Origin of the sequence: Bradyrhizobium sp. 6(2017) (genome assembly GCF_011058295.2) — a bacterium.
Lineage (GTDB): Bacteria > Pseudomonadota > Alphaproteobacteria > Rhizobiales > Xanthobacteraceae > Bradyrhizobium > Bradyrhizobium septentrionale.
Genome location: NZ_CP049289.2, coordinates 9,780,904 through 9,793,913, shown reverse-complemented (window position 1 = coordinate 9,793,913; position 13,010 = coordinate 9,780,904). Strand labels below are relative to the sequence as shown.

Annotated in this window: 14 protein-coding genes; 7 read left to right on the top strand and 7 right to left on the bottom strand. The window is 64.7% G+C overall.

The genetic code is table 11. The features are described from left to right. Positions 1 to 545: 545 nt before the first annotated feature. The gene (locus tag G6P99_RS46535) at positions 546 to 1,421 is read right to left on the bottom strand and encodes a sulfurtransferase (protein WP_029079528.1); all 876 of its coding nucleotides are present in this window, start codon (positions 1,419 to 1,421) and stop codon (positions 546 to 548) included. Between the two features lie 318 nt (positions 1,422 to 1,739). On the opposite strand from G6P99_RS46535, the gene ispG reads away from it, so the two are divergent. The 3 genes from ispG (at position 1,740) to G6P99_RS46520 (ending at position 5,684) form a co-directional block, all read left to right on the top strand. Then, positions 1,740 to 3,032 carry a flavodoxin-dependent (E)-4-hydroxy-3-methylbut-2-enyl-diphosphate synthase gene (ispG, locus tag G6P99_RS46530; RefSeq protein ID WP_029079529.1) on the top strand — a complete coding sequence of 431 codons (1,293 nt, stop codon included), beginning with the start codon at positions 1,740 to 1,742 and terminating at the stop codon, positions 3,030 to 3,032. A 289-nt stretch (positions 3,033 to 3,321) separates the two neighbouring features. Further along, positions 3,322 to 4,215 carry a TauD/TfdA dioxygenase family protein gene (locus tag G6P99_RS46525; protein ID WP_029079530.1) on the top strand — a complete coding sequence of 298 codons (894 nt, stop codon included), beginning with the start codon at positions 3,322 to 3,324 and terminating at the stop codon, positions 4,213 to 4,215. A 128-nt stretch (positions 4,216 to 4,343) separates the two neighbouring features. Beyond that, on the top strand, positions 4,344 to 5,684 hold the full coding sequence (locus tag G6P99_RS46520; protein WP_029079531.1) for a Rieske 2Fe-2S domain-containing protein: 1,341 nt from the start codon (positions 4,344 to 4,346) through the stop codon (positions 5,682 to 5,684). Between the two features lie 145 nt (positions 5,685 to 5,829). Here the strand turns inward: G6P99_RS46520 and G6P99_RS46515 are convergent, their stop codons facing one another. Both G6P99_RS46515 and G6P99_RS46510 read right to left on the bottom strand, forming a co-directional pair. After that, positions 5,830 to 7,437, bottom strand: coding sequence for a Na+/H+ antiporter (locus tag G6P99_RS46515; protein WP_029079532.1), 1,608 nt, complete (start codon positions 7,435 to 7,437; stop codon positions 5,830 to 5,832). A gap of 107 nt (positions 7,438 to 7,544) precedes the next feature. Next, positions 7,545 to 7,919: a nuclear transport factor 2 family protein gene (locus tag G6P99_RS46510; RefSeq protein WP_029079533.1), complete on the bottom strand. Its 375-nt coding sequence runs from the start codon at positions 7,917 to 7,919 to the stop codon at positions 7,545 to 7,547. Positions 7,920 to 8,019: 100 nt separating this feature from the next. Between G6P99_RS46510 and G6P99_RS46505 the strand changes: the two genes are divergently transcribed. Next, positions 8,020 to 8,454, top strand: a complete 435-nt coding sequence (locus G6P99_RS46505) for a GFA family protein (RefSeq protein ID WP_029079534.1) — start codon at positions 8,020 to 8,022, stop codon at positions 8,452 to 8,454. A 12-nt stretch (positions 8,455 to 8,466) separates the two neighbouring features. On the opposite strand, the gene G6P99_RS46500 is transcribed toward G6P99_RS46505, so the two are convergent. The 3 genes from G6P99_RS46500 to G6P99_RS46490 form a co-directional block, all read right to left on the bottom strand. Beyond that, positions 8,467 to 8,877: a hypothetical protein gene (locus G6P99_RS46500; RefSeq protein WP_245284580.1), complete on the bottom strand. Its 411-nt coding sequence runs from the start codon at positions 8,875 to 8,877 to the stop codon at positions 8,467 to 8,469. Positions 8,878 to 9,050: 173 nt separating this feature from the next. Next, positions 9,051 to 9,731 carry a DUF1345 domain-containing protein gene (locus tag G6P99_RS46495; RefSeq protein WP_029079536.1) on the bottom strand — a complete coding sequence of 227 codons (681 nt, stop codon included), beginning with the start codon at positions 9,729 to 9,731 and terminating at the stop codon, positions 9,051 to 9,053. 18 nt (positions 9,732 to 9,749) lie between these two features. Further along, entirely contained in the window at positions 9,750 to 10,670 is a 921-nt protein-coding gene (locus G6P99_RS46490; protein ID WP_029079537.1) for a polyprenyl synthetase family protein, read from the bottom strand. Positions 10,671 to 10,870: 200 nt separating this feature from the next. On the opposite strand from G6P99_RS46490, the gene mtgA reads away from it, so the two are divergent. The 3 genes from mtgA (at position 10,871) to G6P99_RS46475 (ending at position 12,711) form a co-directional block, all read left to right on the top strand. Then, on the top strand, positions 10,871 to 11,542 hold the full coding sequence (gene mtgA, locus G6P99_RS46485) for a monofunctional biosynthetic peptidoglycan transglycosylase (RefSeq protein WP_029079538.1): 672 nt from the start codon (positions 10,871 to 10,873) through the stop codon (positions 11,540 to 11,542). Positions 11,543 to 11,702: 160 nt separating this feature from the next. Continuing rightward, entirely contained in the window at positions 11,703 to 11,888 is a 186-nt protein-coding gene (gene rpmF / locus G6P99_RS46480; protein WP_021077536.1) for a 50S ribosomal protein L32, read from the top strand. 193 nt (positions 11,889 to 12,081) lie between these two features. Next, positions 12,082 to 12,711, top strand: a complete 630-nt coding sequence (locus G6P99_RS46475) for a hypothetical protein (RefSeq protein ID WP_029079539.1) — start codon at positions 12,082 to 12,084, stop codon at positions 12,709 to 12,711. 14 nt (positions 12,712 to 12,725) lie between these two features. Here G6P99_RS46475 and G6P99_RS46470 read toward each other — a convergent pair whose 3' ends face one another. Beyond that, complete coding sequence (locus G6P99_RS46470; protein WP_029079540.1) at positions 12,726 to 13,010, bottom strand: hypothetical protein; 285 nt, start codon at positions 13,008 to 13,010, stop codon at positions 12,726 to 12,728.

Here is a 13,010-nt window from a genome sequence, read left to right as displayed (position 1 = left end):
ACCATCTCCGGGCAGACGGCGGCAGCCTAGCGGCGAAGATTTACGTTTCTCTATTTCCTTCAGGCGCATTTTGCAGCCTTCAGGCGCGATTGCACCAGGCCGATCGGATGTCACGAGCCCGGACGTTGTTGATCTACGTCAACATCGCCACTAACGTGAGGTGTCCGATGCGAGGGATGCCGTGGAGGCGCGCTTATGCCAGTCGATGCCACCGATGCAATCGAAGCCGGAATCCGGTCCGCGTTCACCGCATATTCCAAGGAGGATGATCCGGATTGGCGGAGTGCCTGCTGGATCAAGCCGGATGAGTGCTCCCATCTGGCAAAGAACATCTTGAAGGAATTGGCGGCCCGAGGCTTCGAGATCGTCAAGAAGTCAGCGTGATTGCTGGGCAGTCCCGCTGCGCCCTGCAAAAAATATCCCGACGGGCAACTCAGCAAGTTGTGCGACTCACAAGTGGCGCAACAAACTCACCGTCGTCCCGGCCTAGTGCGCAATTGCGCACTAGGCCGGGACGACGAGTGGAGAGAGCTGTAGGCGTCTCGCTACCCCACCTCGATCGGCAGCGACGCATCCTTCGCCCATTCGCCCATCGAACCGTCATAGAGCGTGAGATTGTCGTAGCCGAGCCGATGCAGCTGGAACAGGTCGATGGTCGCGGAGATGCCGCCGCCGCAATAGGCGACGACGCGCTTGTCCTTGCTGATGCCCTGCGCGGCGAATGTCGCTTCGGCTTCCGCCAGCGGTACGAACGTCTTGTGCTTGGGATCGATCAAGCTTGCGGCCGGCACGCTGACGCTGCCGGGGATGCGGCCGGGCCTGCCGTAGCGGCTCGGCTCCAGGCCCTTGTAGAATTGCGGGCCGAGCGCGTTGACGATGACGGTGTCGCTCTCCGTGGTCGCGGCGAGCACGTCATGCTTGTCGACGAACATGCCGTCCTTCGACCGCGCCGAGAACGTGGCCGGCGGATAGCCGCCGGCGAGCCCCGTCTCGATGTCGCGTCCCTCGGCGGTCCATTTGTCGATGCCGCCGTCGAGCACCGCGGCACCCTCGAAGCCGAGCGAGTGCAGCATCCACCAGAACCGCGTCGCCCACATCGCGGTGCCGATCGAGTAGAGCACCACTCGGCTGTTGGCCGAAATGCCGTGGCGGCCGAACGCGGCCTCGAGCTGGGGTGTCGGCGGCATCATGAAGCGCAGCTCGGTATGGGCATCGGAGAATTCGGCCTGCAAATCGAGGAAATTCGCGCCGGGGATGTGGCCGGCCTCGAACGTCTGGCGACCCGAGACGACAATATAGGGGACGCCGCTGCCGGCGGCGGCCGGCTCCAGATAGGTCGTGCAGTCGAACAGGCGGAGATCCGGTCGGGTCAGGATGTCGGCGAGTTCCGCCGTGCTGATCAGCTCGCTATGGCCGGCCATGTCGCGCCCTCCCGGAATGATCTTAAGACGATGCTAGAGCATGATCCGAAAAAGTGGGTACCGGTTTTTCGAAAAGATCATGCTCAAACCAAAGGAGATGCTCAAGGTCACATGAAAAGCTGTCACTTTGCCCTTTGATTCACCCCAATTCGGCCCAATATAGCGGATCATGCAGGACGCCGCTGCATGGCTTGCCTTTGGCCTCAATCGGCGCCATAAGCTGTTGAATTCACTCCGAAACATGACCGTTTGGCCTGCCGCGCGCGTGGCCTATCGCCCCCTTGGTGAATGTCACCAAAACCTGATATTCGAGACGCCATGAACAAGCCCGAGATTTTGCCGCAAGACGACGACGTCGCCGGCCCCGCGCCGCGGCACCAAACCACGCAAGTCATGGTCGGCAACGTTGCCGTCGGCGGCGGTGCGCCGATCGTCGTGCAGTCGATGACCAACACCGACACCGCCGACATCGAGGGCACCATCGCCCAGGTCGCGGCCTTGACCCGCGCCGGCTCCGAGATGGTGCGCATCACCGTCGATCGCGAGGAGGCCGCTGCCGCCGTGCCGCACATCCGCGACGGCCTGCGCAAGATGGGCATCACCACGCCCCTGATCGGCGACTTCCACTATATCGGCCACAAGCTGCTCGCCGAGTATCCGGCCTGCGCCGAAGCGCTCGACAAGTACCGCATCAATCCCGGCAATGTCGGTTTCAAGAACAAGCGCGACACCCAGTTCGCCGACATCATCGAGATCGCCAACAAGAACGACAAGCCGGTGCGCATCGGCGCCAATTGGGGCTCGCTCGACCAGGAGCTGCTGACCAAGCTGATGGACGAGAACATCGCCCTGCCGAATCCGCGCGACGCCCGCGCGGTGACCCGCGAGGCGATGGTGCAGTCCGCATTGCTGTCGGCCGCGCGTGCCCAAGAGCTCGGCATGCCGAAGAACAGGATCATCCTGTCGGCAAAAGTGTCCGCCGTGCAGGATCTGATCGCGGTCTATCAGGAAGTCGTGCGCCGCTCGGATTACGCGATCCATCTCGGCCTCACCGAGGCCGGCATGGGCTCGAAGGGCATCGTGGCGTCCTCGGCCGCGCTCGGCATCCTGCTGCAGCAGGGCATCGGCGACACCATCCGCATCTCGCTGACGCCGGAGCCCGGCGGTGACCGCACGCTGGAAGTGCAGGTCGCGCAGGAATTGCTGCAGACCATGGGCTTCCGCACCTTCGTGCCGCTGGTCGCGGCCTGCCCGGGTTGCGGCCGCACCACCTCGACCACGTTCCAGGAGCTGGCGCGCTCGATCCAGGATTTCATCCGCGACGAGATGCCGGCCTGGAAGACCAAGTATCCGGGCGTCGAAGAGCTCAACGTCGCCGTGATGGGCTGCATCGTCAACGGCCCTGGCGAATCCAAGCACGCCAATATCGGCATCTCGCTGCCCGGCACCGGCGAAGCGCCGGCCGCGCCTGTCTTCGTCGACGGCAAGAAGTTCCGCACCCTGCGCGGTCCGGGCATCGCCGCCGACTTCAAGGCGCTGGTGATCGACTACATCGATCAGAAGTACGGCGCGGGTGCCAAGGTGCCAGAGCACGCGGGCGCCGCGGAGTAGCTTCACTCCGCTCGTGACCCACACTCAACCGTCGTCCCTGCCTAGTGCGCAATTGCGCGCGGGAGCAGGGACCCATAACCCCAGGCGGTGGTTGTGGCGCGAGATGCGGGTTACGAATCTTCGCAAAACACAGTCCTGTGGTTATGGGTCCCGGATCTGCGCGGAGCCTGTCATCGGGCGGCGCTTCGCGCCGACCCGTTGGCTTGTCAGATATGTTTGCGGTGCAGATTGCGCTTCCACCGACGCGCGTTACCATGTCTCCCAATCAAGAACGATCGGGAGAAGGCCCATGAGCTCACTGTCCGGCAAGCAGGGTCCGCGCTATCGCCACCTCGCCGACCAATCCGAGCCCTATGAGACCATCGGCGTCGAGAAGCTGACGCCGATTATCGGCGCGGAAATCTCCGGCGTCGATATCGGCAAGCTTGTCTCTGACGATGCGCGCTCGAACCGCCAGATGGACGAGATCCATCGCGCGCTTGCCGAAAACCTCGTGATCTTCTTCCGCGACCAGCATATCAGCCCCGACCAGCATCTCGCCTTCGGCCGCAAGTTCGGCGAGCTGCATGTGCATCCCGCCGCGCCCAACGAGGGCGATCCGGCGCTGATGAAGATCTATGCCGACAAGGATTCACCACGCGCCAACGGCGAGGGCTGGCACACCGACGTGTCCTGCGACCTCAAGCCGCCGATGGGCTCGATCCTCTACATCAAGCAATGCCCGCCGCGCGGCGGCGACACGCTGTTCGCCAACATGTACGCCGCCTATGAGGCGCTGTCGGATCGCATGAAGGCCTATCTCGACGGGCTGACCGCGCTGCATGACGGCGAGCAGACTTATCGTGGGCTGTACGCGAATTACGGCGTCGCCGACAAACGGGAATATCCGCGCGCCGAGCATCCGGTGGTCCGCACCCATCCGGTGACGGGCAAGAAGTCGCTCTACGTCAACCGCGGCTTCACCCGCTTCATCGTCGGCATCCCGCGCGACGAGAGTGACGCCATGCTGGCCTATCTCTACCAGCACGCCGAGAACCCACTGTTCCAGTGCCGCTTCCGCTGGACCGAGAACGCCATCGCGTTCTGGGACAATCGCTGCGCCCAGCACCGCGCGATGTGGGATTACTGGCCGCACACCCGCTCCGGCACCCGCGTGACCGTCAAGGGAGAACGGCCGGTGTGAGGAGATTGCCGAGGCTGTAGGGCGGATTAGCGAAGCGTAATCCGCCATTGTGCTTGCGAGAAAGATGGCGGGTTACGCCTTCGGCTAACCCGCCCTGCAAAACAACAAAACAAATCGGGAGGTCGTCCATGCTTCGCGCCGAAGACAACAAATTCCTCACCGAATCAGGTGCGGGGACGGGAATGGGCGAGCTCCTGCGCCGGTTCTGGATCCCGGTGCTGCTGTCGGAAGAACTCCCGGAGCCGGACAGCGATCCGAAGAAGATCGTGGTGATGGGCGAGGAGTTGCTGGCCTTCCGCGATAGCAGAGGCGTGGTCGGCGTCATCGATCAATACTGCCCGCATCGCGGCGCCAATCTCTGGCTCGGCCGCAACGAGGAATGCGGCATCCGCTGCGTCTATCACGGCTGGAAGTTCGACACCGACGGCCGCTGCGTCGACATGCCGACATCGTATCCGGACCTCAATGCAAAGGATCTGATCCGCATCAAGTCCTATCCGGTGCGCGAATGGGGCGAGATGATCTGGGCCTATATGGGCCCTGTCGAGGCGATGCCCGAATTGCCGGCGCTGGAGATGGCACTGCTGCCGGCCTCGCACCGCTTCGTCACCAAGAAGTGGCAGGACTGCAACTGGGTGCAGGCGGTGGAAGGCTCGATCGACACCGCGCATTTCACCTTCGCGCATCTCTCCTTCGAGAAGGAGGAGAACGAGATCCTCGACATCAAGAAGCATTTCGTGAACCCGCTGACGCGGGTCGCGACCGACCACATGCGCTGGATCGCCGAGGATCCGCGCCCCGTGATCAAGATCAATCCGCATGAAGCCGGGCTGACGGTCGCGGGCGGGCGGCTCACCCGCAGCGACAATATCTACTGGCGCATCGCCCAATTCCTGATGCCGTTCCACAGCTACGCGCCGAGCTCGATGCCGGGCGAGAACATGTTCGGCCAGACCTTCGTGCCGGTCAGCGACACCAGTTGCTGGATCTACACTTACGCCTGGAATCCACATCGCCCGCTGACAGACGCCGAGCGTGAGGGCTACGCCAATGGCAACGGCGTGATGGCGGTGGTCGACGAGAACTACGTGCCTCTGCGCAACAAGGCGAACGACTATCTGATCGACCGCAAGCTGCAGCGGACCAAGAGCTATACCGGCATCAAGGGCGTTTCCGAGCAGGACGCCGCGGTGCAGGACAGCCAGGGCCCGATCGCCGACCGCACCCGTGAGCATCTCGGCCCGACCGATCTCGGCATCATGCATTTCCGCAAGCTGATGATGGAGGCGGCCCGCGCGCTGCAGAAGGGCGAGGCGCCGCCGCATGTCGCGCACCAGGATCGCTACACCGTGCGCTCCGGCGCCTGCGTCACCAGCAAGACCAAGGACCTCACCGCCGTGATGATCGAACGGTTCGGCGATCCCGCAGGGTTCGTCGGCGGCCCCGGGCAGAACGCCGCGGCGGAGTAGGGGTTGCCGTCGTCCCGGCGAACGCCGGGACCCATAACCACAGGACGTGGGGATGGAGCGAGCTGGGACCACAGCGTCGCGCAACAACAGCGTCCTGTGGTTATGGGTCCCGGGTCGCGCTTCGCTTGCCCGGGACGACGCAAACCTACAACGGAATCCTGCGATACTCCCGGTTGGAGAGGCTCGCCTCCTCCAGATCAAGGTCGCGCTCGATGCGCCGCCTGGTCTCGTCGGTGATCTTGCCGTCGCGCAGCAGCATGTGGATGAACTTGCGCTCGGAGGAGATCAGCTCCCGCGTCAGCGCGGTGCCGGCGGCGGAGACGTCGTGCTTCTCGGGGTCGAGCGTATCGGGCAGCTGGTTGAACCGGATCTCGTGCCGCGAGCGCAAGAGCTTCACCACCTCGTCGGAGAGCTCGCGGTCGTCGGTGATGGCGTCGAGCGACTTCAGCGCGGCGTTCAGCGCCTCGCGCCGCGCCGCAATCTCCTGCTCGTGCTCGGCGATATGCTCGTTGCGGCCGTCCCGGGCGAGGCCGAGCCAGCGCACCACCGGCGGCAATCCGAGGCCGAGCCCGACCAGCGTCACGAAGATCACGCCGAAGGCGACGAACAGGATCAGGTCGCGATACGGGAAGGCGTCTCCGCCAGGCAATGTCAGCGGCAGCGCCAGCGCGGCGGCGAGCGACACTGCGCCGCGCACGCCGGTGAAGGCGACCACGAACACCGCCCGCCACGACGGCAGCGGATCGCGGTCGCGCATGCTCCGGCTGATCCAGCGCGGCAGATAGGTGCCGGGAAACACCCAGAGGAAGCGCGCGACGATGACGATGACGGCGACCAGCACGGTGGCGGTGAGGATGTCGTGCAGCGGGAACGACTTCGACTTCTCGTACAGCGAGCGCATCTGGAAGCCGGTCATCAGGAACAGCAGGCCCTCGATCAGAAAGATGACCAGGTCCCAGAAGAAGATGCCCTGCAGGCGCGTCGCGGCCGAGATCAACAGCGGTCCGTTCCAGCTCATGTAGAGACCGCAGGCAACCGTTGCGATCACGCCGCTGCCGCCGAAATGCTCGGGGATCCAGTAGGCGAGATAGGGTGTGATCAGCGACAGCGTGATCTCAACCTGCGGATCCCTGGCGCGGCGGCGGGCGCGCAGGCTGAGCCAGCCGATCGCCGTGCCGAACGCGATCTCGCCGGCGACGATGACGAGGAAGGTGCCGGTCGCCTTCGGCAGCGAGAACAGCCCGGTGGTGATGGCGGCCAGCGCGAAGCGGTAGAGGATCAGCGCGGTCGCGTCATTGGCGAGCCCTTCGCCCTCGAGCACCACCAGGACGCGCCGGGGCAGGCCGAGCTTGCGCGCGATCGCCAGCGGCGCGACCACGTCCGGCGGCGCGACGATCGCGCCAAGCAGGAAGCCGACGCTCCAGGGCAGGCCGATCAGATAGTGGGTCGCGGCCGCGACCATGAAGGCGGTGAAGATAACGCAGCCGACCGACAGCAGGATGATCGGTCGCAGATTGGCCTTGAACTCGCGCCAGCTCATCGCGACGCTCGCCGAATAGATCAGCGGCGGCAGCACCACCAGAAGCACCAGCTCCGGCGGCAGTTCCAGCGACGGCATGCCCGGCACGAAGGCGAGCACGACGCCGGTCAGCAGCAGCAGGATAGCCGGCGCGATGTCGGTCCGCCGCGCCACTAGGGCGGTTCCCGCCAGCACGCCGAGCAGGGTGAGAAAAATCTGAAACTTGGCTTCCATAATGGGCTCAATTCGCCCGGAAACCACCGGCAGTCAATGCGGTCCGGCCGGAGCCGGACCGCTGGGTGTGTCACAAAGGCGTCGTGGGGATACGGCGGGTCCGCCGGTCAGTCCCGCAGGTCGTAGCGGTACGACTTCGAGACGATCTGCCAGCCATCGGCGAGCTTCATCGCCACCAAATAGTCGGTGAAATAGCGCGGCGGCAGCTGGCATCGCACCTTGATGAAGGCGGTGTTGTCGTCGGAGCGGTCGATGGTCACGATGAAATCCTCGCGGGCCTTGCCCTCGGCCTTCCCCGACGGGCGCTTGCGCACCCAGGCAAGCCAGTCCGGCACGGTCAGAACCTTCAGCTCGCCCTTCTCCACCCAGCGCAGGTCGGCGCTTGGATGAAAGGCCGCGGCAAGCTTGTCGGCGTCGCCCTCGTAGAGACCGTCGAAATAGGTTTGCACGACATTTTCGACGCTGGATCGATCTTGGCTCATGGGTTGGTCCTCCCGGCGGGGTTTTCGTCTGCTAGGATTTAGCCATGAACCACCGGATTGCGCCATGGCCGTCGGCAAAATTCCGCGTGAGGAGAAAGCCGTGACCGCATCTGCAAATTCGAACGATCGCATCCTGACGGGCGAATGCTTCTGCCGCGACGTGCGCTACGAGGTGGCTGATGCATTTTCCTATGCGCTGAATTGTCACTGTTCGAACTGCCGGCGCACCACGGGATCGGCGTTCAAGCCGTTCGCGGGAATCGCGCGTGAAAAATTCGCCGTCGTCAGCGGCGCCGATCGTCTCATGATCTACGGCGATGAGCTGACCCACGACGCGCATTGTGGCCGCTGCGGCTCGCTGCTCTATTCGCTGGTGCGCGACGGCGCCTATGTCCATGTCACGATGGGAACGCTGCGCGATGCGCCGGCGATCCGGCCGACCGCGCATATCTTCGTCGGCTCCAAGGCGCCGTGGTACGCGATATCAGACGACCTGCCGCAATATCAGGGGCACGTCACCAAAGGCGCGGAATAAATCCGCGCCACCTCAGTTCGTGCCCTGAGGCTGGTCCGCGTGTGCCGAGTCCGTCTTGGATGGCCCCAACGCGAAGGCGAGCACGACATTGTCGGCGCGCTGCTTGAACTCCTTGTCGACCGAGTTGCGCGCCGGGTCGGCGAGTTCCTGCAGCGGCTTGTCCTGCAGCAGGCTGGGGAAGGTGACGGTCACCGATGTGAGCCGGCCATTGCGCCAGTTGAACGCAACCCCGGGTTTGACCCCGACTGCCGCAAGGAGATCTTCCTCCACGGCCTTTGCGTGCTTGAAGCCGTCGAACACGGCGTCGACCATGCCGCAGCCTGCGGTGCAGCCGGCCAGCAGCGCGAGGGCGAGCAGGTTTCTGGCCATGCGGCCGATCGTGCCGGATCGGGCGGATAGAACCGGTGCGGTTGCGCCCTGCATGACGTCCTCCGTGGCATTGTTCTCGTTCCCCCGATCGTGCCCGAAATATCGTGACCAGCCAAATCCGAACCGCAGGTCTGTTTCGTCGACTAGCGGTCAGGATGGCATGGTCCATGCCATTGTCTTGGCCGGGCAGGAGCGCGTCGGTGGGACCGTCGATTAGGCTGTGTCGGCTAGATCGCGCTCGCCGCGATGTTCACCATCAGCGCCAGCAGCGCGGTGTTGAACACGAACGAGATGACGCCGTGCACGGTCGCGGTGCGGCGGATGATCTTGTCGGTGATTCCGACGTCGGAGACCTGCGCGGTCATGCCGATCACGAACGAGAAATAGACGAAGTCCCAATAATCGGCCGCGGCATGCTCGTCCCCGCTCGGAAACTGCAGGCCTCCGGGCGTCTTGCCGCGATAGAAGTCGTGGGCGTAGTGCAGCGAGAACGCGGTGTGGACCACCGTCCATGACAGCGCGATGGTGCCGACAGCGACCGCGAGCGCCCACGGATTGTCCTTCGCCGCGCCGAGTTCGGAGATGATGGCGGCGAGACTGGCAAAGGCGCCGAGTGCGGTCAGCAGCAGGATCAGGAAGCGCCCGTCGTCCTGCACGATCGCATTGTGCTTGATGTGGCCGATGTCACAGCGCAGCATCATCACATAGGCGAGCACGAGATAGAGCACGGCGAAGGCGTCCCAGCCGGCCAGCAGATGCGTGACGAGGCGTGCCGGTCCCGGCAGCAGCAATGCTACCACGATGCCGAAGGCGATCGAGCCGAACATGCGCGGCCGGCCCACCACCAAGCGGACCGGCATCGGCAGCTTGCGGAAGCGAACAAGGCGGTCGGTGAACTCCTTGTCCATTTCGCGCTGTGCTTTCGGTTAGTTCTTGCGCTCGGCGACGAAGCGGGCTGCCGCGCGCAGCACGTCGCCCCTGCCGTCAAAGATCGACAATGCGGCATCGGCTCGCGCCAGCAGATCGCGCACGCGCTGCTTGGCGCCATCGATGCCGAGCTGGGTGACGAAGGTGGTCTTGCCAAGCGCAGCGTCGGCGCCAGCCGGCTTGCCGAGCGCGGCGGCGTCGCCCTCGACGTCGAGCAGATCGTCGGCGATCTGGAAGGCTTCGCCGAGCGCTTTGCCGTAATCGTCGAGTGCCCGATACTCGCTCTCGGAGGACTGCCCAAGGATCGCGCCGGCGATGCAGCCGAAGCGGAGCAGCGCGCCGGTCTTCATCTGCTGCAGCCGCGCGACGTCGACCGGCTCGCGGTCGCCGAAGCGGCCTTCGCCGGCGAGATCGAGGATCTGGCCGCCGGCCATGCCGCCGATCCCGGAAGCGCGCGCCAGCGCGCGGGTCAACAGCAAGCGGACCTGGGCATCCTTGTGGATCGCATCACGGGTGATGATGTCGAAGGCGATCGTCAGCAGCGCGTCGCCGGCCAGGATCGCGGTCGCGTCGTCATAGGCCTTGTGCAGGGTCGGACGGCCGCGGCGCAGATCGGAATTATCCATCGCCGGCAAATCGTCGTGGATCAGCGAATAGCAGTGGATGCATTCGAGCGCGGCGCCCACCAGCAGGGCGGCTTCGCGCGGGATGCCGAACACCGCCGCGCTCTCGACCACGAGGAACGGCCGCAACCGCTTGCCGCCGCCGAGGCTCGAATAGCGCATCGCCTCGATCAGCCGCTTCGGGCGCACGATTTCGTCGGTTTCGATCGCGTCGGACAAAAGTTTCGCGAGCAGGGCTTCGGTATCCTCCGCGGTCTGGTCCAGCCGCTTGGAAAACTCTGCAGTACCGGTCGTCATTAAGAATTGCTCCAGATCGATTTTCGGCCGGACAATCGTTGATGGCATCGGCTTCGTCAATTCCACCCTGCGACGGATTCGCGCCTTAAAAGTGCTGGAAAAACCGTGAATTATCCCACAGACGTCTGACAGCGCCGGCCGTGTCCTGGCGGGCGGGGCCCAAATCCTTCCTGGAGAGGTTCTCCCCGGAAACCCTCGTTTTGCGCATCGTCCGAATTTTATTGCTGCTTTTGCTGGCCCTGCTGGTGCTGCCGTATCTGGTGACGCCGTTCTACCGCACCGGCCACCCGGTCTCGGCCCTGATGGCGTGGCGGACCCTGCGAGGGGCCCCGGTGACGCGGCATTGGATCGATTTCGGCGCCGTGTCGCCCTATCTGCCGCGGTCCGTGGTCGGCGCGGAAGACGCCCATTTCTGCAAGCACCGGGGCGTCGACTGGGGCGCGCTGCGCGAGGTGATCGACGACGCCGGGGATGGTGAGGCGGCGCGCGGCGGCTCGACCATCACCCAGCAGGTGGCAAAGAACCTGTTCTTGTGGCCCGGCCGCAGCATGATCCGGAAGGGGCTGGAACTGCCGCTGGCGCTCTGGATCGATTTCGTGCTGCCCAAGCAGCGAATCCTCGAAATCTACCTCAACATCGCCGAAATGGGCCCGTCCGGGCAGTTTGGCGCCGAAGCCGGGGCCCAATATGCCTTTGGCCGGTCGGCATCCGGGCTGTCAGCCCGCGAGGCCGCGCTGATGGCTTCGATCCTGCCGAATCCGGTGAAACGGAGCGCCCGGAACCCGGGTCCGGGGGTCCGCAGGCTGTCCGGGACCTATATGGCCCGGGGCAATGCGGTGGAGCGCTGCTGGCGCGAAAATCGCGGCTCCTGAGGCTGATTTCGGGCGGATTTTACCGTATCGGACCCTAGATTTACGCAGTGCCTTCCTCTATAAGCGCGGCCTTACCGGCATCGCAGCTGGCGCTTTGAAGCGCTGTGCGCTCGTCCCCATTTCGGACGATGCCTCCGCAACACCCCTAGAGGACACCGTTATGGCCGTTCCCAGAAGAAAAACCTCGCCGTCGCGCCGTGGCATGCGCCGTTCGGCTGACGCGATCAAGACCCCGACCTATGTCGAGGACAAGGACTCCGGCGAACTGCGCCGCCCGCACCACCTCGACCTGAAGACCGGCATGTACAAGGGCCGCCAGGTCCTGAAGGCCAAGAAAGAGTCCTGATCGGACATTCGGCTGTCGCGCCGCAGAGCATGATCCGGAAAAGTGTCTAGCGGTTTTCCGATAAGATCATGCTCCGAACAAAACGGCGCTGCGCCCGAATTCGGCCAACGAGGCCGGTCAAGACGGGCGCGTCCGCGGCGAAGCGTAGGCATCGCCGCATGCTGGTTCTCCCTGGAATAAGGCGCAAGCCCCGATGGTCGGTTTTCCGCTGCTGCTGGTTCCGCTCGCGGTCTACAACATCATCGCCTTCCTGATGCCCGGCGTGTCCTTCACGGACCCGCTGATCAGGCTGACATTGCTCTCGGGTGAGCAGTGGCAGATCACGCTCAGCGACATGCTGCTCGCCGCCGGCGTGCTGCTGTTGCTGCTCGAGGTCATCAAGGGCGCTCGGCCCGGCGCGAAATTTCTCACCGACCATCTGCTGTCGCTGATCGTGTTCGGCGCGGCCGCCGCCGAATTCGTGCTCTGGCCGAAATTCGGCAATTCGACCTATGGCCTGCTCACGCTGCTGGCGCTGGTCGATTTCATTTCCGGAATTGCGCTGCGCACCCGCCGCCGTGCGGTGGTCGCGGCACCTGCGCCGAGCGTCAGCAAGTCGCAGCCCGCAGCGGCTGAGGCGCCTCGGCCTGCGCCGGTCGCCGAGCCCGCGCCGGCCACTGTCGTCACACCGGCGCCTGCCGCGCCGCTGCCGGCCGCATCCGTCCCTCCGGCGACGTCGGTCGCGGAGTCCGTGCTGCTCGATCAGTCCGCGCCAAAGCCGACGGTGACCTCGCCGGATTTGCAGCCGGGCGGCCAGCCACCGTCGGACACGCCGCAGCGCTGATACTCTTCTGGAATCTAGATGATCTGCCGGGTGCGCCGTGCGACGCTGCGGCGTTCGTCGATGTGCGGGCCGTAGGCGCTTTGCGCGTCGGCCAATGACCCACGCCGCAGCTCGCACGTCTGCGGTTCGTGGGCGGCGGTTGCGATCAGCTGCGCCACAAACGACGGATCGGCATGCGGCAGCGGAATCTTGGGCGCCCAATGGGTGGTCGTGGCCAGCGGCACCAACGCGGTGCAGGGGGCTGCAGGTTCGCCTGTAACCTCGCCGTCCAGGATTTCCGCTTGATCGATATCAGGCAT

Bases quoted from the DNA above. Each gene is read 5' to 3' on its own strand.
- rpmF (WP_021077536.1), top strand. From the start codon at position 11,703: ATGGCCGTTCCCAGAAGAAAAACCTCGCCGTCGCGCCGTGGCATGCGC.
- G6P99_RS46515 (WP_029079532.1), bottom strand. From the start codon at position 7,437: ATGGAAGCCAAGTTTCAGATTTTTCTCACCCTGCTCGGCGTGCTGGCG.
- ispG (WP_029079529.1), top strand. From the start codon at position 1,740: ATGAACAAGCCCGAGATTTTGCCGCAAGACGACGACGTCGCCGGCCCC.
- G6P99_RS46535 (WP_029079528.1), bottom strand. From the start codon at position 1,421: ATGGCCGGCCATAGCGAGCTGATCAGCACGGCGGAACTCGCCGACATC.
- G6P99_RS46495 (WP_029079536.1), bottom strand. From the start codon at position 9,731: ATGGACAAGGAGTTCACCGACCGCCTTGTTCGCTTCCGCAAGCTGCCG.
- G6P99_RS46470 (WP_029079540.1), bottom strand. From the start codon at position 13,010: ATGCCTGATATCGATCAAGCGGAAATCCTGGACGGCGAGGTTACAGGC.
- G6P99_RS46520 (WP_029079531.1), top strand. From the start codon at position 4,344: ATGCTTCGCGCCGAAGACAACAAATTCCTCACCGAATCAGGTGCGGGG.
- G6P99_RS46490 (WP_029079537.1), bottom strand. From the start codon at position 10,670: ATGACGACCGGTACTGCAGAGTTTTCCAAGCGGCTGGACCAGACCGCG.
- G6P99_RS46525 (WP_029079530.1), top strand. From the start codon at position 3,322: ATGAGCTCACTGTCCGGCAAGCAGGGTCCGCGCTATCGCCACCTCGCC.
- G6P99_RS46475 (WP_029079539.1), top strand. From the start codon at position 12,082: ATGGTCGGTTTTCCGCTGCTGCTGGTTCCGCTCGCGGTCTACAACATC.
- G6P99_RS46510 (WP_029079533.1), bottom strand. From the start codon at position 7,919: ATGAGCCAAGATCGATCCAGCGTCGAAAATGTCGTGCAAACCTATTTC.
- G6P99_RS46500 (WP_245284580.1), bottom strand. From the start codon at position 8,877: ATGCAGGGCGCAACCGCACCGGTTCTATCCGCCCGATCCGGCACGATC.